Annotated in this window: 20 protein-coding genes and 1 pseudogene; 13 read left to right on the top strand and 8 right to left on the bottom strand. The window is 60.8% G+C overall.

What is annotated here, in order from left to right:
- The first annotated feature begins 114 nt into the window (after positions 1–114).
- Together APH25_RS21845 and APH25_RS21840 are read left to right on the top strand one after the other, a co-directional pair.
- Positions 115–1,308 carry a tyrosine-type recombinase/integrase gene (locus APH25_RS21845; RefSeq protein ID WP_060483353.1) on the top strand — a complete coding sequence of 398 codons (1,194 nt, stop codon included), beginning with the start codon at positions 115–117 and terminating at the stop codon, positions 1,306–1,308.
- A gap of 20 nt (positions 1,309–1,328) precedes the next feature.
- Positions 1,329–2,915 (top strand): ABC-F family ATPase, encoded by a 1,587-nt coding sequence (locus tag APH25_RS21840; protein WP_028634169.1) that lies wholly within the window; start codon positions 1,329–1,331, stop codon positions 2,913–2,915.
- On the opposite strand, the gene APH25_RS21835 is transcribed toward APH25_RS21840, so the two are convergent.
- Positions 2,897–3,937 (bottom strand): dienelactone hydrolase, encoded by a 1,041-nt coding sequence (locus APH25_RS21835; RefSeq protein ID WP_060483352.1) that lies wholly within the window; start codon positions 3,935–3,937, stop codon positions 2,897–2,899. The two genes, APH25_RS21840 and APH25_RS21835, sit on opposite strands and share 19 nt — an antisense overlap.
- A 194-nt stretch (positions 3,938–4,131) precedes the next feature.
- Between APH25_RS21835 and yghU the strand changes: the two genes are divergently transcribed.
- The gene (yghU, locus tag APH25_RS21830; protein ID WP_060483351.1) at positions 4,132–4,971 is read left to right on the top strand and encodes a glutathione-dependent disulfide-bond oxidoreductase; all 840 of its coding nucleotides are present in this window, start codon (positions 4,132–4,134) and stop codon (positions 4,969–4,971) included.
- 130 nt (positions 4,972–5,101) lie between these two features.
- Here the strand turns inward: yghU and APH25_RS21825 are convergent, their stop codons facing one another.
- A complete protein-coding gene (locus APH25_RS21825; protein ID WP_060483350.1) occupies positions 5,102–5,365 on the bottom strand; it encodes a transposase in 264 nt (87 codons plus the stop codon).
- Here APH25_RS21825 and APH25_RS25205 point away from each other — a divergent pair.
- Complete coding sequence (locus APH25_RS25205; protein WP_082428411.1) at positions 5,356–5,670, top strand: transposase; 315 nt, start codon at positions 5,356–5,358, stop codon at positions 5,668–5,670. The two genes, APH25_RS21825 and APH25_RS25205, sit on opposite strands and share 10 nt — an antisense overlap.
- A gap of 191 nt (positions 5,671–5,861) precedes the next feature.
- On the opposite strand, the gene APH25_RS26040 is transcribed toward APH25_RS25205, so the two are convergent.
- The 5 genes from APH25_RS26040 to APH25_RS21800 form a co-directional block, all read right to left on the bottom strand.
- Complete coding sequence (locus tag APH25_RS26040; RefSeq protein WP_256217605.1) at positions 5,862–5,987, bottom strand: hypothetical protein; 126 nt, start codon at positions 5,985–5,987, stop codon at positions 5,862–5,864.
- 266 nt (positions 5,988–6,253) lie between these two features.
- Positions 6,254–6,538 carry a hypothetical protein gene (locus APH25_RS21815; protein ID WP_060483348.1) on the bottom strand — a complete coding sequence of 95 codons (285 nt, stop codon included), beginning with the start codon at positions 6,536–6,538 and terminating at the stop codon, positions 6,254–6,256.
- 94 nt (positions 6,539–6,632) lie between these two features.
- Positions 6,633–9,089, bottom strand: a complete 2,457-nt coding sequence (locus tag APH25_RS21810) for an alpha/beta fold hydrolase (RefSeq protein ID WP_060483347.1) — start codon at positions 9,087–9,089, stop codon at positions 6,633–6,635.
- A 9-nt stretch (positions 9,090–9,098) separates the two neighbouring features.
- Positions 9,099–10,541: a TIGR01777 family oxidoreductase gene (locus tag APH25_RS21805; protein WP_060483346.1), complete on the bottom strand. Its 1,443-nt coding sequence runs from the start codon at positions 10,539–10,541 to the stop codon at positions 9,099–9,101.
- Positions 10,534–11,019 carry a hypothetical protein gene (locus APH25_RS21800; protein ID WP_060483345.1) on the bottom strand — a complete coding sequence of 162 codons (486 nt, stop codon included), beginning with the start codon at positions 11,017–11,019 and terminating at the stop codon, positions 10,534–10,536. Before APH25_RS21800 ends, APH25_RS21805 begins: the two co-directional genes overlap by 8 nt.
- Positions 11,020–11,327: 308 nt before the next feature.
- Here APH25_RS21800 and APH25_RS25200 point away from each other — a divergent pair.
- The 4 genes and pseudogenes from APH25_RS25200 to APH25_RS21785 all read left to right on the top strand — a co-directional run.
- Positions 11,328–11,659, top strand: a pseudogene (locus APH25_RS25200) (contractile injection system protein, VgrG/Pvc8 family); the annotation flags it as partial.
- 335 nt (positions 11,660–11,994) lie between these two features.
- Positions 11,995–13,698 carry an amidase gene (locus tag APH25_RS21795; protein WP_028634172.1) on the top strand — a complete coding sequence of 568 codons (1,704 nt, stop codon included), beginning with the start codon at positions 11,995–11,997 and terminating at the stop codon, positions 13,696–13,698.
- A gap of 86 nt (positions 13,699–13,784) precedes the next feature.
- Positions 13,785–14,459, top strand: a complete 675-nt coding sequence (locus tag APH25_RS21790; RefSeq protein ID WP_028634173.1) for a transcriptional regulator — start codon at positions 13,785–13,787, stop codon at positions 14,457–14,459.
- A complete protein-coding gene (locus APH25_RS21785) occupies positions 14,456–15,379 on the top strand; it encodes a pyridoxal-phosphate dependent enzyme (protein ID WP_060483344.1) in 924 nt (307 codons plus the stop codon). The genes APH25_RS21790 and APH25_RS21785 overlap by 4 nt, the downstream gene beginning before the upstream one ends.
- A 54-nt stretch (positions 15,380–15,433) precedes the next feature.
- Here the strand turns inward: APH25_RS21785 and APH25_RS21780 are convergent, their stop codons facing one another.
- The gene (locus tag APH25_RS21780) at positions 15,434–15,643 is read right to left on the bottom strand and encodes a DUF2945 domain-containing protein (protein WP_060483343.1); all 210 of its coding nucleotides are present in this window, start codon (positions 15,641–15,643) and stop codon (positions 15,434–15,436) included.
- 193 nt (positions 15,644–15,836) lie between these two features.
- Between APH25_RS21780 and nspC the strand changes: the two genes are divergently transcribed.
- The 5 genes from nspC to APH25_RS21755 form a co-directional block, all read left to right on the top strand.
- Positions 15,837–16,934, top strand: coding sequence for a carboxynorspermidine decarboxylase (gene nspC, locus APH25_RS21775; protein WP_060483342.1), 1,098 nt, complete (start codon positions 15,837–15,839; stop codon positions 16,932–16,934).
- A 33-nt stretch (positions 16,935–16,967) separates the two neighbouring features.
- A complete protein-coding gene (locus APH25_RS21770; protein WP_060483341.1) occupies positions 16,968–18,212 on the top strand; it encodes a saccharopine dehydrogenase family protein in 1,245 nt (414 codons plus the stop codon).
- A gap of 142 nt (positions 18,213–18,354) precedes the next feature.
- Entirely contained in the window at positions 18,355–19,692 is a 1,338-nt protein-coding gene (locus APH25_RS21765) for a UDP-glucose/GDP-mannose dehydrogenase family protein (protein WP_060483340.1), read from the top strand.
- 118 nt (positions 19,693–19,810) lie between these two features.
- Entirely contained in the window at positions 19,811–21,031 is a 1,221-nt protein-coding gene (locus APH25_RS21760; protein ID WP_028634179.1) for a putative DNA modification/repair radical SAM protein, read from the top strand.
- The coding region (locus tag APH25_RS21755; protein WP_156333246.1) for a TIGR03915 family putative DNA repair protein at positions 21,022–21,878 on the top strand (857 nt) is incomplete at its 3' end. The genes APH25_RS21760 and APH25_RS21755, both read left to right, overlap by 10 nt.

Below are 21,878 nucleotides of genomic sequence, written 5' to 3'. Positions count from 1 at the left end.
GCTCGGCTGCTCAAAGCGCTCACTTGAACACCGCCGCCTGGCCGGGACTATCCCCGAGGGCGTATGGATGAAGCACGGCGGACGCATCATTTACAGCATCAAGAGGTATGACGAATGGCTGGAAAGCCAATGGGTTTACCCCGTGGGGTCGAAATCTTCCGCAACTCCCTCCGCATTCGTTTCACATGGAACGGTGTCCGTAGATGCGAAACGCTCCCATATCCCCCGACACAAAAAGGGATCAAGGCTGCATCCAACCTTCGCGATCAGGTAGCCAGCCTCAACAAGCTCGGCCTGCTTGACCAGGACAAATACGCAGAGCTGTTCCCTAGTTCGCAAGCTGCGGTCGGCGGTAAGCCGACCTTTGGCGAGTATGCTCAGCTCTGGCTAGACGGCCGAGAAATTACGCAGGGCACGCACAACAACTACAAAAGCGCCCTGAACCTCTACTGGGTACCACGACTGGCCATGGTCCGTGTCGACCTGATCACGACCAATCTGCTGCGCCGCGTCATCGCCGAAACCGAGTGGACATCATCCAACGTAAAGCGCAATGCGATCACCAGGCTCTCCACCATCCTGACTGCAGCCACGCGGGAAGGCCTGCTAGCGAAGAATTCCGCCGAGTTCATCGACCTGCCGAAGCGCACGAAGAAGGAAATCGACCCCTTCACCTTGGCAGAAGCCAATACCATCATCGACAAGCTGTACCAGCATAAGCATTGGCTGAGTCTCATCTACGCCGCTTTGTTTGAGCTCATGTTCTTCACCGGCCTCCGCCTATCAGAGGCCTTGACCGTGCGCTGGGATGTGATTGACCTGGAAAAAAGGACAGTGCATGTCAAGAGGACCGTCGCTTTGGGCGAGGTTGAAGAAAGGACCAAAACCGGCAGGGATCGTTTTGTGCTGCTGAACGAACGGGCATTGCGGGCGATCCAGTTCGCCAGGCAGTACGCAGATCGCCGCAGAGAGGGCAAGGGCGCGGTGACCGAAACACCTTTCCTGTTCCCACCGTCGAAGAACGCCGAGTACATCAAGCAGACCTCTGATCTGCATAAGCAATGGGTACCGGTGCTGAACGAATTGGGGATCAGGCGTCGCCCCCCATACAACTGCCGTCACACCTATGCGACAATATGCTTAATGTCCGGCCTCAACCCCGCATTTATCGCCCAACAGCTGGGTCACAGCGTGCAGATGCTGCTGTCGACGTACGCCCGTTGGCTTAACTCAAGCTCCGACTGGAGCGAGCTGGAAAAACTCAGGATTGGTATCAAATCGGTATCAGCTGAAAGCCCAGCGTCGTAAGTTACTGATAGGTAAGCCCTTTGATCTCCACTGCTAACATCACCATGCAGTTCGGCTCCAAGCCGCTGTTCGAAAACGTTTCGGTAAAATTCAACAATGGTAACCGCTATGGCCTGATTGGCGCCAACGGTTGTGGCAAGTCGACCTTCATGAAGATCCTCGGTGGCGACCTGGAGCCTTCCGGTGGGCAGGTCATGCTTGAGCCGAACACGCGCCTGGGCAAGCTGCGCCAGGACCAGTTCGCCTACGAAGAATTTACCGTGATCGACACGGTCATCATGGGCCACAGCCAACTGTGGAAAGTGAAAGCCGAACGCGACCGCATCTACTCATTGCCTGAAATGTCCGAAGAGGACGGCATGGCCGTCGCGGAGCTGGAAACCGAGTTTGCCGAAATGGACGGCTACACTGCCGAATCCCGCGCCGGTGAACTGCTGCTGGGCCTGGGCATCCCCCTGGAGCAGCATTTCGGCCCCATGAGCGAAGTGGCACCTGGCTGGAAGCTGCGCGTGCTGCTGGCGCAGGCACTGTTCTCGGACCCGGACGTGCTGCTGCTCGACGAGCCGACCAACCACCTGGACATCAACACCATCCGCTGGCTTGAAACCGTGCTCACCGCGCGTAATAGCACCATGGTGATCATTTCCCACGACCGTCACTTCCTGAACAGCGTGTGCACCCACATGGCTGACCTGGATTACGGCGAGTTGCGCCTGTTCCCGGGCAACTACGACGAATACATGACCGCAGCCACCCAGGCGCGCGAGCAGTTGCTGTCGGACAACGCCAAGAAAAAAGCCCAGATTGCCGAACTGCAAACCTTCGTCAGCCGCTTCTCCGCCAACGCCTCCAAGGCCAAGCAGGCCACCTCGCGTGCCAAGCAGATCGACAAGATCCAGCTGGCCGAGGTCAAGCCGTCCAGCCGCGTCAGCCCGTTCATTCGTTTCGAGCAGACCAAAAAGCTGCACCGCCAGGCCGTGACCGTCGAGAAGATGGGCAAGGCATTCGACGACAAGGTGCTGTTCAAGGACCTGGGCTTCACCATCGAAGCCGGCGAGCGTGTTGCCATCATCGGCCCCAACGGCATTGGCAAGACCACCCTGCTGCGCACATTGGTCGGTGAAATGACGCCAGACAAAGGCGAAGTGAAGTGGACCGACAGCGCCGAGGTTGGCTACTACGCCCAGGACCACGCCCACGACTTCGAAGAGGACATGAGCCTGTTCGACTGGATGGGCCAGTGGACATCCGGCGAGCAGGTCATCCGCGGCACCTTGGGCCGCATGCTGTTCTCGAACGATGAAATCCTGAAATCGGTCAAGGTCATCTCCGGGGGTGAGCAGGGCCGCATGCTGTTCGGCAAGCTGATCTTGCAGAAACCGAACGTGCTGGTAATGGACGAGCCGACCAACCACCTGGACATGGAATCGATCGAGGCACTGAACCTGGCGCTGGAAAACTACCCGGGCACCCTGCTGTTCGTCAGCCACGATCGGGAGTTCGTGTCCTCCCTGGCTACCCGCATCATCGAATTGTCTGCCGACGGCGTGGTGGATTTCAGCGGTACCTACGACGATTACCTGCGCAGTCAGGGCGTACTGGGTTGATGCACTGCGGCTGAGCGCTCGGCGGGCTCCGGCACGCCCAGCGCCTGGCCAAAGAACACGGCCGTGTCACGTTGCAGCGAATGGTGGATATGCCGACGGTCTACGCCGTCGGCATCCTTGCACAGCGCCGGCATGCGGGCAGACTGCTCTGCATCGCAGTGGGCCATGAACACGAAATGGCCGGCGCCTGCCAGCAGTCGATAGTCAGGTGAGTCCGGCAGCTTGCGGGCCAAGGCTTCTGCGTTGCGGTCAACAGCCACCAGCTGATCGCTGTCACCACTGTAGATCAATGCGGGCACGTGCACATCGGCCAGGGCATGGCGGCCAAACAGCAGGCTGAGCGGTGCCATGAGCATCACCGCCCCCACCCGCGCATCGGCTTGTGGGGTCAACTCGCTTCGGTCAGCAATCAATACCCCATGGGTTTTGCACGCATCGGCATCGTTGGGGCGTTCCAGGCAGTACTGCCGAAGGCGGTCCAGATCGGGGCGAGCGCCCGACAGTATCAACGCGGTCTCACCGCCGGCCGAGTAGCCGATCACGCCTACCTTCCCTTCATTCAGATACGGCCCCAGCAAGGCATCATCACGCGCAGCGGTGATCGCGGCGCTGATTTGCAGAGGCCGGCCGTACAGATTGCTCAGCGTCCCCAAACGGCTATGGTCGCGCGCGTTGTCGCCAGGGTGCACGACCGCAACCACGACGAAACCCTGCCGTGCCAGCGACGTGGCCAGGTAATGCAGGGCCAATGGGCTGCCGGTGTTGCCGTGGGAAAGGACCAACAGTGGAAACCGACCCAAGGCAACCGGTGCTTCGTCTGCAACGTCCAACGGGTAGCCATCCAGGCGGCTTGCGTGCGCCTGACCCGTTGCGGGGTAGAAAGCCAAGGCCTGCATGGGGCGAGCATCCACAGGGTCAGCGAGTGTCATGTAGTGCAACCCGGCTACCCAAGGGCTAGCCTCGGCACGGGCGAGAAGCCCACCGAGCAATGCCAGTGCCATCAAGCAGCGAGTGAGAGTCATCGGCCGCCAGCTCCACGTGCGCCTTACCTGCTCCAGCATAGCCCTGCCGTGGCCTGCTGCAGGTGAAAACTCGATGAAAAAATGACGGTGCAAGGTTGCAGCGGCAGGTTGCATTTGTGCCGGCCATCGAACCCGTGGCATACATGCAGGTCAACCTGAAGTTATCGTCACGCGCCCTTGAAGGAGAGTCGCCCATGAGCAAACACGCCTACGTACCGCCCAAGGTCTGGCGCAACGAAGCAGCATCCGGCGGCCAGTTCGCCAGCATCAACCGCCCCGTTGCAGGCCCTACCCACGAAAAGGAACTGCCTGTCGGCAAGCAACCGCTGCAGCTTTACTCGCTCGCTACGCCCAACGGGGTGAAGGTCACGATTGCGCTGGAAGAGTTACTTGCCCTTGGCCACGAAGGTGCCGAGTACGACGCCTGGTTGATCCGCATTGGTGAGGGCGATCAGTTCTCGAGCGGTTTCGTACAGGTCAACCCCAACTCCAAGATCCCCGCCTTGCTCGACCAAAGCGTTGAGCCCCCGGTGCGGGTGTTCGAGTCAGGGTCGATTTTGCTGTACCTGGCCGAGAAATTTGGCGCGCTGCTGCCACAGGCACCGGCGGAGCGTACCGAAACCCTCAATTGGCTGTTCTGGCAGATGGGCGCAGCGCCCTACCTGGGTGGCGGCTTTGGCCACTTCTACGTGTACGCCCCGGAAAAAATCGAATATGCCATCAACCGCTTTACCATGGAGGCCAAACGCCAGCTGGACGTATTGAATCGCCGCCTGGGCGAAAGCCGCTACCTGGGTAGCGAGCAGTACAGCATCGCCGACATTGCCGTGTGGTCCTGGTATGGGCAGTTGGTACTGGGCACCGTGTACAACGCAGCGGAGTTTCTGGCGGTAGACGAATACCCCCATGTATTGCGTTGGGCCAGGGAGATTGCTGAGCGGCCGGCAGTACAACGTGGTACGCGGGTAAACCGTACTTGGGGTGATGAAGACAGGCAGGTTGCTGAACGCCATTCGGCCAGCGATCTGGACTGATTTAATTTCCTAGGGAAACTCCGAACAAGTTGCCTATCAACTCGAAAATGGGCGGCTGGGGCATGCCGAATAGGCCGATTTTCAGCCGCTGATTATTGGATAACCAAGCCACAGCCTTGGTCTTCTGCCTTCACGGGCGCCCCTTTCCCACCGCCGGCAATAATTGCCGGCGCACCATCCACAGATTCGACAGGGCAAATAGTGTGGTCAGTTGCGCCGTGTTCTTGGCCAAGCCACAGAAGCGGGTTTTCACATAGCCGAATTGGCGCTTGATCATACGGAAGGGGTGTTCGACTTTCGCTCGCGTGTAGGCGGCTACTTGGACCTGTCCCGCGACAACGGACGCCAAGAAGCGATACTTAAATCCTTCTCTCGGAGGTTGCCATGTATCCATCAACTCGCCGCAACTACACCGATGACTTCAAGGCTCAGGCGGTAGCCCTCGCTGAAACGGTGGGCAGAACCGAAGGTGCTCGCCAGTTGGAAATTTCCGTCAAAACCCTCGACAAACGGGTCGATGTCGTTCGCAGAGGCAAGCCATTGAGCTCACCTGAGCGCAAACCTGTTACCAAGGAAGACAGCGAACTTGCCCGCCTGCGTGCCGAGGTCGCAGAACTGAAAATGGAGCGTGAAATCCTAAAAAGGCGGCGGTATTCTTTGCTAAAGAGTCCAGGTGAAATACGCCATCATCGCTGCTGAGAGGACTCGATGCTCGGTGCGAGTGTTGTGCCTGACTGAAAGCGCACGGTCCGCTCCATGCGAGTAATCTGGTTCGGAGCCTCCGATTCAGCGAGCGCCCCTTCGAGAACGTCCCGCTGCAGCTTGGGGAAATCGACTTGGCGGACTAGGTCCTTTACCAGACGGGGGCGGCGCGACAAAAGCACCTCGCCTCATTCGTCACTGATCCGCGACAACGGTTGCTGGACGACCTCGTCGTTCACTGGGCCAAGTTGCCTCAAGGCGGAAGCGACTACCGGCATGACCGGGCTGTAAGGCAGGTCCACGACGATTTCCACGCTTGCAAGCCTGCGCCCATCTTTGCGCCAACTCCTGCGATTGCAGAGCTGACGGTAGCCCGCGTTCGAGGTCGTCGGCTGCAGGTGGGCGGATCTGCCAGCCCTGTGGTAATGCAGCGGCATGGATCGAACCACTGCAGCCGATTACTGCCATGCACAATGCGTGCTTCCAGAAATTTGTCGGCTTCATACAGAGCGCCTCCTTAGCAATGTGGCGCTAAGGGCTCGTTCCGTGTCGGGACTGTCCAAGCGAAGAAATGATCCGGTTAAAAGAATGGAATCAACGTCACAACCGTCACACCGGCTTGAACCAACAGCATTACCGAGAGCCATTTTGGCTCCCGCCGGATAAACCAGTAAACCGCGTTCAATATCAGTGAAATCAGGTTGGTGAGCCCCAGGACGGCGAACGCAAGGATGCCCGAGATCTTGACGGGAGAAGTGGTTGGCGATTGCAGCACGTAGAGCGCTAGTATCGGACCCAGGATCAAGACCGTGATCGAGAGAGCAGCGAGCGCGCGGGTAAATCGTAAAGCGTCGTCGGGCATCATGCCGTGGGATTTCCTTTCAGCAAGGGCGCTGGCTTCGAGGCAAGCTGCGTTGAAAAGTTTTCGATTCCGTTACATGGGGCACGTATGTCCCTTTTCATTCATGTTGCCTGCCGTGTGTTTCGACCAGGCGCAGTGCACCGTCACGCAAAAGCACCTTGCGCCCAAGCCATTCACTGTTCACCTGCGGTAATACCGCCGAGGGTTTACGTAGTTCACGCAGCAAAGTAGAACCATGAGACAAACGCCCACCCATGCGAGCGATCACCGCATTAGCGGCTTGGTATTGGGCATATCTACCAGGGTCGAGACTGTCCTCGAGCAGAATGTCCTGCCCAAGGATCCCTTGTACCTGCCCAGGGTAGATCATGAAACCACTCGCCTGTTCGCTGGCCTGGCTACCGTCCTGCCAGAAGCTACCCTCACGGCTGCGCGCCTGCGGGTGGGGAGCGAACCAGTGCGCGCGCTGCGCTTCAGGCATGGCATGGTGCAGGCGAAAGAAAATCCGCATCAGGTTGTCCCGGTACCACTCGCGTATCTGCAAGTAGTAACCGCGCAGCCCGGGCAGGCCGAGCTGATGCGCCAAGGTGATTGCGATCGGCCAGGCCGGCTGCGGCTGTAGCGGGAGGTCGCGCAGCGCTGGACGGGGGGTGCCGGGGTCGGTCTCCCAAGGCAGACGATGCGGGCTGTCATGCAGATCGTCATAGGCGGTTGGTGGTCGGCCTAACAGCGCGCCACCGCTGCTGGCCAGTGCAGTGGCGATACAGAGGTTGCCTTGAACAACGAAAACATAGAAGCGGCTGAACCAGTTGGCAAGTTCATGGCCATCGGCCCCTTTTGCTTTCAACTGTGCCAGTTCCTGATCAAAACGTTGCATGCCGGGAGCTAATGCTACCAAGTGGGCACGAGCGCGATGCTGCATGCGCCACAGGCGCGGCAGTGACTGCATCAGACGCAGTGGGCGCCACGGCAGGAAAGGGGTCGCGCCACCCACTTCACCTGCATAGCTGGTGGCCGAAATACCCCAATCGGACAGGCGCGCTAGGAACAAATCGTTATTGATGTATGAAGCGCCGCCAAACACGGCGGTGAAAGGTTCGTTGTCCTGCAGAACGCGGCTGTCCCAGCGTGCCATGATCGCCGGGATGCTAGTGGCAGCGCGGCGCTGAGCATACTCGACGAAACGGCTGGGCTTTGATGGCAGGATCTCGGCGATATTGGCCGAGGTCAAATGCCGGCGCCAGCCATGTTCGCTGATCGGCCGGTATTGCAGCAGCCAGAGCTGCTGGCCGTCCCACGCCCATTCAATATCGCCAGGGACGTAGTGGAATACTTTGAGCACACCCTGCAGGAAGTCCCATAGGGCAATCGCAGTCAGGCCATGGCATTCGTCAAACTGCCCGCTTTGCCAGGCGCGGCCAAGGCGCGAAAGTGTGGCTCGATGTGGCGTCGCCTTCCCGTCGGCCAGCATTTCCAAGTGCCCCTCGAGCCACTCCAGTTCCACGGCCAGATGGCGAACGAAGGCGATACCGGATATCACGGGGGTGATGAAGCGCTGTACCACCACTTCTTCTACCCCTGACGCGCGAAGCTGGGTGACACGCGCTGCTACCTCTTGGCCTGGAACACGCAAATAGGTAGTGCTCAGGCCTGCGTTAGCGGCGTCGGCCTGGTCTTCGACAAAGCTGGATGAGCGCACGGCCCACAAGCCTTCGGAGGCTGAATCAAGGAACGTGGCCAGGCGCGGGTCGGCGCTATCGTCCAGGCTCAATGCTTTAGGCACCGGCTGCCCGGCAAGCTCGGCCAGTCGCAGGCGGCCACCCTTGGAATGGGCGATGAAGCCCTGAGACTCGCACTCCAGCCAGCTTGCGAAAGCGCCTGGTGAGTCGATCCAAGGGTAATGGCCCCAGCCTGGTTGCAGGTGGATGCGCAGGTCGGCGCGGGCAAGTATCGCCGACCACGCGGCTGCCTGAGTAACACCCAGCATTTGATCCTGGTCACCCCAGACCAGTTCGACTGGGTCTGTTATCCATTCGAGCAGCGGCAATGCGGTGTCGGCGCGCAACTGGTCCCAGAAGGGGACAAAGGCTCGACAACGGCGGTAGCCTTCGCCCATGCGGCGGTACTGCGCCGGCGTCCAGGGCTGCCTAGAGAATTTTCGGGCAAACCAGTGGGGCTTATGACTAAGTAACCAGTGGATGCTTTTGCGCAGTGGCAGGGGCGTCATCAGGGCCGGCAGGCGGCGTTGCCAAAGGAAGGCGCCTACGGGTGCCAACAGCACGCTGCGGCTGAAGTGGCCCGGGCTGCGCCGCAGTGCATGCAGCACGATCAGGGCACTCACCCCGACGGCCATGATTGCATGGCCGCGCTCGGTCAGGCACAACAGTGCTTGCGCATATTCATCCAGGTCAGTGCACGGCGGTGCCGGGTTGGCGCCGAAGCCGGGCAACTCGAGGGCCTGCACCCGGTAATGCTGGAAGTGGGGGATGGCATCCTCCCACCAGTCGGCGGCACTGCCATTGCCGGCCAGCAGGTAAAGCAAAGGTTTGCCCATCATTGCGCCTCAGACCAGGTTGCGCAGTGCGCTATCGAGTGTTGGGTAGTTGAAGCGGTAGCCCGCCTGCGCGAGGCGTGACGGCAACACGCGTTGTCCATCGAAGAATAACTCGGCCATCTCGCCAGCTAGGGCGCGAACGGGCGCTGCTGGAATATGCAACCAGACCGGGCGCTTGAGCAGCCTGCCAGCGGTGCTGGCAAATTCGGCTTGGCTGACAGGTTCGGGGGCGACCATGTTGTAAGTGCCCTGCATCGAGGTATCGTCCATGGCCCGCGCCATCACTTGCAGCACATCGTCACGATGCACCCAGCTCAAGATCTGCCGGCCATCACCCATACGCCCTCCCATGCCCAGGCGAAATGGCATCAGTAATGGCGTCAAGGCGCCACCTGGGCCGAACACCACGCCCAGACGCAGGACCACCTGGCGCGCACCGAGTTGGCGAGCAGGGCTGGCCGCAGCTTCCCAGCGTGCGCATAGCTCTGCCATGAATCCGTGACCCTTGCCGGCTGTTTCTTCCAGATGCTGGCTGCCATCATGCACACCGTAGTAGCCGATGGCCGAAGCCTGAATCCATAGCGCGGGCTTGTGCTTGGCATGCTCCATCCAGCGTAGCAACGCTTCGGTGGTGCCCACTCGGCTGGCAAGCAGCTGGGCTTGGCGGCGGGCGGTCCAGCGCGGTCCGGCTACCGGCGCACCGGCCAAGTTGATGAGCACATCGAAGCGTTCATTTTGGCCGAGAAGGTCGAGGCTGCGCACGCAGCGGGCGCGGCCATCGAAAAGATAAGCAGCACGCAGTGGGTCGCGGGCGAGGACGCTCACGGTATGGCCAGCATCCAGCAGTTGATTGACCAGGGCCTCTCCGATAAAACCGGTGCCACCGGTGACCAACACCTGTTTGTAGGCACCGCGCGCGAAAGGGTTGGCCGGCAGGCCTTGTCGTTGCATGCGCAGCGCGGCCAGCGCGTCCCTCACACCCGAAGCCGTCACGCCGATGGCAAACAGCGTGAGCAACCAGCCGCGCCAGCCGAGGTCGATTGCCACCAAACCACTAGGCAGGCTGAACCACTTCAGCAGTTCCACCCCGTACAGAGCAAAAAAAGCTCCGGCGTTGATCGCCAGTACGGTGTGCATGATGCGTTCGATCGCCGGCAACTTGCGGCTACGGTCCTCGACCACGAAGTCCCACAACGTCAGGCCGATTTCCAGAGTGAACACAGCAGCCACGATAATCGCCCAGACACCCTGAAAAGCCACGTGTGCGATAGCCAGGAACAGGATGCCATAGCAGCAGGAACGCACCGCGTGGATAGCCAGCTCCAGGCGTGCACTATGGCGCTGGGGCAGGCCCACAGTAAGTTCATGGTGGTAAAGGGTATCCAGGGCGCCGAGCAGTCCCTGGATCAGCAGCAGATTGATGGCCCAGGTCAGAATCGGCAGATCAGCCACGTTCAAGTCCTCTCGTAACGTCGATAGGGTGATCATGGCGGTAGAGCCAGATCAAGGGCGGCAGCAGGGCGAGCAGAGCCAGGCCATCGATGACCAGGTGCGACCACATTCCGGCTTGCAGCGACACCAGAACGTCCTGGGGCGCCCACAGCACTATGCCGACCATGAGCCAAGCCCAGGCGTGGCGGCTACGCAGCCGATCGCCCAAGTGAATCAGGCCGAACATAAACAGTGAATAGCTCTGCAGGGTGGCACCGAACAGGGCAAGCCACCAGAGCTGCTGTTGGCGGGCAACTGCCGGCGCAGCGTGGCCCCAGAACGCATTCTCGATACTTTGCTGATAGGCGTCCAGCAAGGCCGTGTTGCCGCCCCAGGTCAAGCCCAACCCAACCAGCAGATGCATCAATGTGACAGCCTGAAGCCAGCGTACTCGCGCGCGGCGCGCGCTGGCGTGACCTGTAGAAGGGGGGGATGGCAATTCCTTGTCCTGTCGGCTTCCATGTCGGCGGGTAGTATATCTACATGGTTCTCCGCTTTCGACCCTCGCAGCCGTTCGAAGTCACTACGAAACTGAAGTCGATTCAGAAAAACTGATGCCCAATATGATCAGTCCTACCAACGGTGAAGCGATCAGGTAGAGACCGCCTAGAAAGAGAAATCGCCGCCGAGTCAGAAAGGCCCGGATGCCCTAGGATCGCCGCTTCATGCCGACGATATTGCACGGCAATGTGACAAGTGACCCGATCGCATAAATTCCTAAAAAAGTCCATGGTGCAGTCAGCGGCCACTCATTACGAACGCTTCGACTACCCGGGCCGCTACAAGCGCCATGCATTCGGCAAACCGTTTACCGCAACCCGGATCACTGCATTACGCCATGACGCCTGTATCGCTGAAGTGGCGGGTGACGGTATACGGCTCCAGCCAGGCTTGAGCTGTACCCTGACCGGGCATCCGCGAGAAGACCTGAACCTGCATTGGCGGGTCACCCGCGTTCATCTTGACGGGGCTCAACAAGGCACCTATACGAACAGCAGGCCGTGCTGGTACCCGGCAGAAGCGAATGGGGGCCGGCGCCCTTGCCCAAACCGCGCATTGACGCCCTACACATGGCGACAAGACTGACTGTGCATTTTCTATGTGCTGTATCTTGCAGTTCGGAAGCTTGGCTCCAATACAAAGTCCCCTACGCCTGATCCCCCATGACAACGATGTACTCTGCGGCTTCGCTAAAACACGCAAACCCGTCATCCGTGTCAAGGGCATCAAAATTGAAGATTGAATCACCTTCTTCCGCTACCGGCGGGGATATCAATGTCCAATACCGCCCTCAACAGCCCCCCACAACAATGCCCCCTTGCACGCACCCATTTGCCCCTGCGCAAACCTGCGCCCGTGAACCCCTTCTTGTACACTCCCCGCACTAGCCCCAACCCGCATTTTTGGTGAACGCATGATCGAGGTAACCGAGGTTTCCATTGCCGCACTGCGCGAGGCGCTCGAAGCGGGCCGCACGACAGCAGTCGAATTGGTCAAGGCCTACCTGGCGCGTATCGAGGCATACGATGGCGCAGACACCGCCACTGCCCTCAACGCCGTGGTAGTACGCAACCCGCAGGCCCTGGCGGAGGCGGAGGCCTCGGACGCCCGGCGTGCGCAGGGCAAGCTGCTTGGCCCGCTCGACGGCATCCCATACACCGCCAAAGACAGCTATTTGGTAAAAGGCCTGACGGCGGCGTCCGGCAGCCCGGCCTTCAAGCACCTGGTCGCACAGCGCGACGCTTTTACCATCGAGCGCCTGCGCGCTGCCGGCGCCATTTGCCTGGGCAAGACCAACATGCCGCCCATGGCCAACGGCGGCATGCAGCGTGGCGTCTATGGCCGAGCCGAGAGCCCGTACAATGCCGACTACCTGACCGCCCCGTTTGCATCGGGCTCGTCGAACGGTGCCGGTACTGCTACTGCAGCCAGTTTCAGCGCCTTCGGGCTGGCCGAAGAAACCTGGTCCAGCGGCCGAGGACCTGCGTCCAACAACGGGCTGTGCGCTTATACCCCTTCGCGAGGCGTCATCTCGGTGCGGGGCAACTGGCCGCTCACCCCGACCATGGATGTGGTGGTGCCTTACGCACGGACAATGGCCGACTTGCTGGAAATCCTTGACGTAGTGGTGGCCGACGACGCCGACCCTCGTGGCGACCTGTGGCGCCTACAACCTTGGGTGCCCATTCCGGCCCCCTCCGAGGTGCGCCCAGCCTCGTACCCGGCGCTGGCTGCCAAGGCCGATGCACTCAAGGGCAAGCGCTTTGGTGTACCGCGCATGTACATCAATGCCGATGAACAGGCTGGCACCTCGGAGAAGCCCGGCATTGGCGGCCCGACCGGCCAACGCATCCACACCCGCGCCAGCGTCATCGCGCTGTGGCAGCAGGCCCGCAAAGCCCTCGAGGCTGCGGGTGCCGAGGTGGTCGAGGTGGATTTCCCGCTGGTGTCCAATTGCGAGGGCGATCGGCCAGGGGCACCCACCGTGTACAACCGGGGCATCGTCAGCCAGGCATTCTTGCACGACGAGCTGTGGGAACTGTCGGGGTGGGCGTTCGATGACTTCCTGCGCGCCAACGACGACCCCGCGCTCAATCGCCTGGCCGATGTAGATGGCCCGCAGATCTTCCCGCACGACCCGGGCACCCTGCCCAACCGTGAGGATGATCTGGCGGCGGGCATGGACCAATACGTCGTCATGGCCAAGCGCGGCCTCAAAACCTGGGACCAGATCGACACCTTGCCGGACGGCCTGCGGGGGCTGGAAAAAACCCGCAAGCTGGACCTTGAAGACTGGATGGACAGCCTTGGCCTGGATGCGGTGCTGTTCCCAACCGTGGCAGACGTGGGCCCGGCGGATGCCGACGTTAACCTGGCGTCGGCGGACATCGCCTGGAGCAACGGCGTCTGGGTCGCCAATGGCAACTTGGCCATCCGTCACCTGGGCGTCCCCACCGTGACCGTGCCAATGGGCGTGATGGCTGACATTGGTATGCCCGTAGGCCTGACGTTCGCCGGGCGCGCCTACAGCGACAATGCACTGTTAACCTACGGCGCTGCGTTCGAAGCTACCGGGCTCCGCCGCATGATTCCGCCTCGCACGCCCCCGCTTGGCTGAGCCTCTGGCATCCGTTACCCAAACGGCTATCGCGCAGGTCAACATTTTGTGTAAATATGCACATATTGTTGAACTGCGTGAAACCAATGCCCATCGAACCTGACGACGAACGCCGCATCACCCTGACCGTGCTCAAGGCCGCCTTACAGGCCATGGGGAGCGTTGCTGCGCGGAACATGGAAATTCTCCTGCATGACCTCGAGCAACCGGAGCGATCCGTCATTGCAATCGTCAACGGGCACTTGTCTGGCCGTCGCATCGGCAGCCCTATCCTGGCAGCCCCCGAGCAGGACCAAGGTTTCAAGGCGCTGATGCAGGCCACGGCCGACCAGCGCGGCAGTGAGCCCATCGTGCTGCCGGATTACCCCACGCAACTGAAGGGTCGAAGCCTGCGAAGCGCGACAGCCATTTTTCGTGACAGCAATGGCAAGGCATTTGCCAGCCTGTGCATCAACACCGACGTCACCGGTCTGGACGCCGCCATGGCGTTTTTGCAGCAGTTCCAGCCACTGGGCGCGGTGCCCGTCACTCAGGAGGCCGCGGACATCGAGGTGCTGATGGCCGACATAATGCAGGCCGCACTGCAGCGCAGCGGCCAAGGCCGCATGACCAAACAAGCCAAGGTCGACGCCGTGCGGGTGATGCAGGAGCGCGGGCTGTTCATCGTCAAAGGCGGCGTAGAAAAAGCCGCCGCCGCCCTGGGTGTGACCCGGTACACCATTTACAACTACCTCGAACAACTGCGCGGAGCCAGCCAGTGACCTTGCACATCCCGACCCCTTTGATCGAATCGCGCCCGTTGTCCCAGGCCTGCGGCAGCAATGTGTGGCTGAAACTCGACGCCTTGCAACCCAGTGGCTCGTTCAAGCTGCGCGGCGTGGGCCATGCCTGCGAAGTGCACCACGCCCGGGGGGCCCGTCGCTTCGTGTCATCGTCGGGGGGCAATGCAGGCCTGGCGGTGGCTTATGCGGGGCGCAAGCTGGGCGTGCCGGTGACCGTGGTGGTGCCAGAGACCACCACCGAGCGGGCGAAAGAACTGCTGCGCCAGGAAGACGCCGAGGTGATCGTCCACGGCAGCGCCTGGCACGAGGCCAATGCCCTGGCGCAAACGTTGGTAAGCGCCGATGCGGCTTTCATTCACCCGTTCGATGACCCCTTGCTGTGGGCCGGCCATGCGAGCCTGGTGGATGAGGTGGCGCAAACCGGCTTGAAATCTGATGCCGTGGTGCTGTCAGTGGGCGGCGGCGGGCTGTTGAGCGGCGTGGTCGAGGGGCTGCAGCGCAATGGGTGGGTGGATGTGCCCGTAGTGGCGGTAGAAACCGAAGGTGCGGCGTCGCTGCATGCCGCCATGCGCGCCGGCCACTCCGTGGAGTTGCAGCAGCTCACTTCTATCGCCACGAGCCTGGGCGCGAAGCGGGTGGCCGATCAGGCGCTGGCCTGCACCCGTCAGCATCCCGTTGTCAGCCAGTTGGTCAGCGACAACCAAGCCGTGCACGCTTGCCAGCAGTTCTTGCACGACCATCGCCTGCTGGTGGAGCCGGCCTGCGGTGCAGCCCTGGCGCTCGCCTACAGCACCCAGGCGCTGGCCGCGTATCGCACTGTACTGATAGTGGTGTGCGGCGGCGCCACAGCCACGCTGGCGCAGATACAGGCCTGGGCTGCTGCAACCCGGCCTCATTGATAAAAAGCCCGTGGCAGGCACGGGCAACTGAGCAGCAACGCAGTAACCTGTGTTTCATCCCTTTTTCAGCGCCTGTTGCTTGTGCATGGCCAGGTGCCCGGTCTTGTCACTTTTTACCTCGTATTGCGGCTCGTCCTTGGAACAGTGGCGCTGGCGCCCGCAAAACTCCACATCCTGGGTATGCACCTTGACCACGGTACCGTGGATGGTGCCGGCTTCTGAATTCCACTGCACCTTGTCACCTGCCTTGTATGCATGACTCATCGGATTCTCCTGACTGCAGGCTTGGGACGATTGAGATCGTCATATCCCGTTGTTTTACTGAGCCCGCTGTCAGCCAAAAAATTCCTTCGCACTGGCCATACCCGGACGAAATGCGATTGCACCCTTTCGGTCTGCAGCAAGTGAAGGCACAATGCGTGTCCTTTTTTTGGCCGGCCTGGCCGGGGGCCTCTAAATGATCAAAACGCCGTACTACCTCATCGACAAAACCAAGCTGCTCGGCAACATGGAGAAGATCGCCTACGTGCGCGAACACTCCGGTGCCAAGGCGCTGCTCGCCCTCAAGTGCTTTGCGACTTGGTCGGTGTTCGACCTGATGCAACAGTACATGGACGGCACCACCTCTTCGTCGCTTTACGAGCTCAAGCTCGGGCGCCAGAAGTTCGCCGGCGAAACCCATGCCTACAGCGTGGCGTGGGCGGACGACGAAGTAGAGGAAATGCTGGAGAACTGCGACAAGATCATCTTCAACTCCATCGGCCAGCTGCAGCGCTTTGCTGCTCAGTCCGAAGGCAAGGTGCGCGGGCTTCGCGTGAACCCGCAGGTCAGCAGTTCCGACTACGCGCTGGCCGACCCGGCTCGCCCGTTCAGCCGCCTGGGCGAATGGGACCCGGCGAAGATCGAGCAGGTGATCGAGCAGGTCTCCGGCTTCATGTTCCACAACAACTGCGAGAACGGCGACTTCAGCCTGTTCGACAAGATGCTGTCGCACATCGAACAACGCTTCGGCCACCTGTTGCACAAAGTGCAGTGGGTGAGCTTGGGCGGCGGCGTGCACTTCACCGGTGAAGGCTATGCACTGGACGCGTTTTGCGCACGCCTGAAGGCGTTCTCGGAAACCTACGGCGTACAGGTCTACCTGGAGCCGGGTGAAGCCGCGATCACCCAGAGCGCCTCGCTGGAAGTGACTGTGCTCGACACCTTGTACAACGGCAAGCACCTCGCCGTGGTCGACAGCTCGATCGAAGCACACATGCTCGACCTGCTGATCTACCGCCTCAATGCCAAGATGGCGCCCAACGACGGCGAGCACACCTATATGGTTTGCGGCAAGTCATGCCTGGCCGGCGATATCTTTGGCGAGTACCAGTTCGACCGCCCCTTGGCCATTGGCGACCGTCTGTCGTTCGTCGACGCGGCGGGCTACACCATGGTCAAGAAGAACTGGTTCAACGGCCTGAAAATGCCATCCATCGCGGTCAAACAACTCGACGGCAGCGTCGAGGTCGTACGCGAGTTCGGTTTTGAAGATTACGTTTCCAGCCTGTCGTAAGACGGGCACAGCGAGTAAGGAGCAACAGGTAAATTGAAGAAGAACGTTCTTATCATTGGTGCAGGAGGTGTCGCCAAGGTGGTGGCCCACAAGTGCGCGCAGCATAACGACGAACTGGGTCGTATTGCCATCGCGTCACGGAACATCTCCAAATGCCAGGCCATCATCGACAGCGTCAAGGCCAAGGGTAGCCTCAAGGTACCCGCCGACATCCAGGCCTTCTCGCTCAATGCCCTCGATGTCGAGGCCACCAAGGCCCTGATCCGCGAGACCGAATCGCAGATCGTGATCAACGTAGGCTCAGCCTTCCTCAACATGTCGGTGCTGCGTGCCTGTATCGATACGGGTGTGGCCTATCTGGACACCGCCATCCACGAAGAGCCGGGCAAGATCTGCGAGACCCCGCCGTGGTACGGCAACTACGAGTGGAAACACCTCGAAGAGTGCCAGGCCAAGAACATTACTGCCATTCTCGGCGTCGGTTTCGACCCGGGTGTGGTGAACAGCTACGCCAAGCTGGCGCAGCAGCAATACTTCGACCGCATCGACTCGATCGACATTCTCGACGTCAATGCCGGTTCGCATGGCAAGTACTTCGCCACCAACTTCGACCCGGAAATCAACTTCCGCGAGTTCACCGGGCAAGTGTGGAGCTGGCAGAACAGCCAGTGGACCAGCAACACCATGTTTGAAGTCAAGCGCACTGACGACCTGCCGGTGGTAGGTTCGCAGAACCTGTACCTGACCGGTCATGACGAAGTGCACTCGATCTCGAAGAACCTCGACGTGCCGAACGTGCGTTTCTGGATGAGCTTCGGTGAGCACTACATCAATGTGTTCACGGTGCTGAAAAACCTTGGCTTGCTCAGCGAGCAACCCGTCAAAACCGCCGAAGGGCTCGAAGTGGTGCCGCTCAAGGTGGTCAAGGCCGTGCTGCCAGACCCGGCCTCGCTCGCCCCGGGCTACACCGGCAAGACCTGCATCGGTGACCTGGTCAAAGGCACCAAGGACGGCCAGCCGCGGGAAGTCTTCATCTACAACGTGGCCGACCACGAAGAAGCCTACGCCGAAACCGACAGCCAAGGCATTTCCTACACCGCAGGCGTACCGCCGGTGGCAGCTGCCTTGTTGGTGGCCCGTGGGGAGTGGGATGCCAAGCGCATGGTCAACGTCGAAGAGCTACCAGCAGAGCCGTTCCTCAAGGCGCTGGACGTGATGGGTTTGCCAACCCGCGTCAAGGATGAAAAAGGCGACCGTCCATGGGACGCTGAAGCCTGAGCAACACCCAGGGGGCGCCAATAAGGCGCCCCTTTCTTTTGGCCGCCATCAGTGCGCCCCCTCGCACCCGCCTCACCCAAGTCATATAAAGTAAATAACGCTGTGCCATGTTCTGACGGTGTTCTCGCCATGGGGCTGTCAGATGAAAGTGTCGGTGTTCGGTACCGGATACGTTGGCCTTACCCAGGCCGTGTGCCTTGCTCAGGTTGGGCATACGGTCATGTGCATGGATGTGGATACGGACCGTGTTCAAGCCCTCGGCCAAGGCAATTGCCCGCTGTTCGAGCCAGGCCTGCCGGCCATGCTCCAGCACAACCTGTCATGCGGGCGCTTGCAGTTTACTGCCGATGCTGGCCAAGCCACCCACCACGCTGCTGTTCTGTTCATTGCGGTCGGCACCCCTGCCCTGGCCGACGGCAGCGCAGATTTGGCCCAGGTACTCAGCGTTGTCGATAACATCGTCGAGCACGCCGTCGGGCCTAAGGTGATCGTCAACAAATCCACCGTACCGGTCGGGACGGTAGACCTCATCAAAGCGCGCATTGGGCAAGCCGTGAGCGATGCAGGTCGCTTTCAGGTGATCAGCAACCCCGAGTTCCTGAAGGAAGGCTCTGCGGTAGACGACTGCATGCGCCCAGAGCGCATCATCATCGGCGGTGCAGGGCCAAACGCGCTTGCACTGCTGCGCGAGTTGTACCAGCCGTTCAGCCGCAACCGGGAAAAACTGATGGTGATGGACGCACGCAGTGCCGAAATGAGCAAATACGCGGCGAATTGCATGCTGGCCACGAAAATTTCGTTCATGAACGAAATGGCCAACCTGGCCGAGCACCTGGGTGCCGACATCGAGATGGTACGGCGGGGCATAGGCTCTGACTCGCGTATCGGCTACGACTTCATCTATGCGGGCTGCGGGTTTGGCGGTTCTTGTTTCCCTAAAGACCTGCAGGCCTTGCGCCACAGTGCAGAGCAGGCAGGCTTGCAACCGCAGATCCTGCAAGCGGTTGAGCAGGTGAATGAACGGCAGAAAGGCCTGCTCTTCGCCAAGATTCAGCAACATTATCCGGCAGGTATTGGCGGCAAGGTGTTTGCGGTATGGGGGCTGGCGTTCAAACCCAATACCAATGACATCCGCGAAGCACCTAGCCGCGTGCTGCTGGAGGCACTGTGGGCCGCAGGCGCCCGTGTACAAGCGCACGACCCGCAGGCCATGGATGAGATCCAGCGGTTGTATGGCGCTCAAACCCATCTCACCTTGGCAGCCAGCAAGGAGCAGGCGTTAACAGGCGCTGATGCGTTGGTGATCGTCACCGAGTGGCAGGACTATCGGGTCCTCAACCTTGAAACAGTACCCGGGCAACTGGCCGATCGAGTGGTATTCGATGGTCGCAACCTGTACGAGCCCGAACACATGGCCGGCGCCGGCTTGACGTACTACGGCATTGGGCGTGGAGAACGGGTGCCTGCATTCGGCCCTTGATGAAAAGCGTCCGTTTCTGACTAATTTTGTCGGATTTCTTACAGGCGGCTCTCGGGATGCTTGCAATCCGCCTCGGCCCTAAATACTGTATGAATAGTCAGTATAAAGGGTCAGCGCCATGCAACTCATTGCCAAACTCGGCATTCTTGCCGATGCCGCCAAATACGATGCGTCCTGCGCCAGCAGCGGTGCGCCCAAGCGAAATTCGCGGGGTGGTGACGGCCTTGGGGCAACCAATGGCATGGGCATCTGCCACAGCTATACGCCCGACGGCCGCTGCGTATCGCTGCTGAAAATATTGCTGACCAATTTTTGCCTGTACGACTGCCAATACTGCGTGAACCGCCGCTCCAGCAACGTGCCCCGCGCACGCTTCAGCCCCGAGGAAGTGGTACGCCTGACGCTGGATTTTTACCGGCGCAACTGCATCAGCGGCTTGTTCCTGAGTTCCGGCATCATTCGCTCGGCAGACTACACCATGGAACAGCTGATACGGGTTGCGCGGCTGCTGCGCGAGGAACACAACTTTCGCGGCTATATCCACCTCAAGACCATCCCCGACGCGGACCCGCTGCTGATTGAAGAAGCCGGCCGCCTGGCGGACCGCCTGAGTGTGAATATCGAGCTGCCAACGGACGAAAGCCTCCAGCGCCTGGCGCCAGAAAAGCATGCGCACACCATTCGCCAGGCCATGGGGGTGATCCACCAAGGGCAGCAGGCGGTGGCGAACGAGCCGAAAGCGCCACGCTTTACGCCAGCCGGTCAAAGCACCCAGGTGATCGTGGGCGCAGACAGCACCGATGACAGCACCTTGCTGCGCAATGCCGAATCGCTGTACCAAGGCTATGGGCTCAAGCGTGTGTATTATTCCGCCTTCAGCCCCATCCCCGACAGCCCGGGCAGCGTACCGCTGGCGGCGCCGCCATTGCTGCGTGAGCATCGGCTGTACCAGGCCGACTTTCTGTTGCGCGGTTATGGTTACAAGGCAGGGGAACTGCTGGGCCAGGCCGGGAACCTGGCCCTTGATATCGACCCCAAGCTGGCGTGGGCCCTGGCCAACCGGGAGGTATTCCCGTTGGACGTGAACCGTGCCGAACCCGCCCTGCTGGCACGCATCCCGGGGATTGGCCTGCGCAGCGTGCAACGCTTGGTGGCGCTGCGGCGAGAGCGGCGCATTCGTTACGACGACCTCATTCAGCTGCGCTGTGTGCTGGACAAGGCCAGGCCCTTCATCGTCACCAGCGATTACCGCCCAGCCCAGGCCGAATTGCGCAGCGGGCTGTTGCGCGCCCGCCTTCGTGAGCCGCAGGCACCTGTGCAAATGGGGCTGTGGGGGTGATAGCGCTGGATTGCGACAACCTGTTCAGCACCTGGCGTTCGCAGGCGCGGATGCTGTTGAGCCACGGCGTCGATCCTTCGCAGGTCACCTGGTCCCAAGGCCCGGTGGCTGATCTGCTGGCAGAGGCAGTAGCGCTACCTGAAGTTCAAGGGCCGTTCCGCGCATCCATCCCCGCTGCCTTGCTTGGCCAGCTGGAGCAGGCCTCCCGTTATCACGGGGAACAACGCTGGAATTTTCTGTACGAAGTGCTGTGGCGCGTGGCCCACGGCGACCGGACCGCGATGCTGGCGGGTGATCGCCTGGGCAGTGAACTACACCGGCGCATCAAGCAGGTGAGCCGCGAGGCGCACCATCTGCATGCGTTTCTGCGCTTCGTACCCCTGCCAGAATCGTTGGTGGGCCCTTTGCAACTGGACCTGGTGGCCTTCCATGAGCCGGCACACGATATTCTGCAAAGCGCCAGTGGGCATTTTGCAGACCGGCTGGGGCGCTTGCGCTGGTTGATCGCAACACCCCGGGACGGCATTCGGTTCGATGGGCAGGCGTTCGACTATCAAAGGCAGTGCCCTGCGCTATGGCAGCAGTGGGCGCGCAATGCTGAAGACCCAGGCGCCGAACTGTGGCGTACGTATTATCGCCACACGTTCAACCCGGCCAGGCTCAACCCAGATGCCCTGCGCTTGCACATGCCAGGCCGGTTCTGGCGGCATCTGCCGGAGGGCATGCTCATTCCCCAGCTCGAAGGCCTGGCGCGGCAAGGTAAACAGCGGGATGGGCAGGCTCAGGAAGTGGCGGCCCAGGGCGGGAAAACGATCAGCCCCATGAAGCGTGAGCTGTTGGCCGCAAA

This window comes from Pseudomonas sp. NBRC 111119 (assembly GCF_001320125.1).
GTDB lineage: Bacteria > Pseudomonadota > Gammaproteobacteria > Pseudomonadales > Pseudomonadaceae > Aquipseudomonas > Aquipseudomonas parafulva.
This window is presented reverse-complemented; position numbering and strand designations above follow the sequence as displayed.

Coding starts and splice junctions, on each gene's coding strand:
- APH25_RS21845 (WP_060483353.1), top strand. CDS start 115: ATGGCTGGAAAGCCAATGGGTTTACCCCGTGGGGTCGAAATCTTCCGC.
- APH25_RS21835 (WP_060483352.1), bottom strand. CDS start 3,937: ATGACTCTCACTCGCTGCTTGATGGCACTGGCATTGCTCGGTGGGCTT.
- yghU (WP_060483351.1), top strand. CDS start 4,132: ATGAGCAAACACGCCTACGTACCGCCCAAGGTCTGGCGCAACGAAGCA.
- APH25_RS25205 (WP_082428411.1), top strand. CDS start 5,356: ATGTATCCATCAACTCGCCGCAACTACACCGATGACTTCAAGGCTCAG.
- APH25_RS21825 (WP_060483350.1), bottom strand. CDS start 5,365: ATGGATACATGGCAACCTCCGAGAGAAGGATTTAAGTATCGCTTCTTG.
- APH25_RS21815 (WP_060483348.1), bottom strand. CDS start 6,538: ATGATGCCCGACGACGCTTTACGATTTACCCGCGCGCTCGCTGCTCTC.
- APH25_RS21810 (WP_060483347.1), bottom strand. CDS start 9,089: ATGGGCAAACCTTTGCTTTACCTGCTGGCCGGCAATGGCAGTGCCGCC.
- APH25_RS21795 (WP_028634172.1), top strand. CDS start 11,995: ATGATCGAGGTAACCGAGGTTTCCATTGCCGCACTGCGCGAGGCGCTC.
- APH25_RS21790 (WP_028634173.1), top strand. CDS start 13,785: ATGCCCATCGAACCTGACGACGAACGCCGCATCACCCTGACCGTGCTC.
- APH25_RS21780 (WP_060483343.1), bottom strand. CDS start 15,643: ATGAGTCATGCATACAAGGCAGGTGACAAGGTGCAGTGGAATTCAGAA.
- nspC (WP_060483342.1), top strand. CDS start 15,837: ATGATCAAAACGCCGTACTACCTCATCGACAAAACCAAGCTGCTCGGC.
- APH25_RS21765 (WP_060483340.1), top strand. CDS start 18,355: ATGAAAGTGTCGGTGTTCGGTACCGGATACGTTGGCCTTACCCAGGCC.
- APH25_RS21760 (WP_028634179.1), top strand. CDS start 19,811: ATGCAACTCATTGCCAAACTCGGCATTCTTGCCGATGCCGCCAAATAC.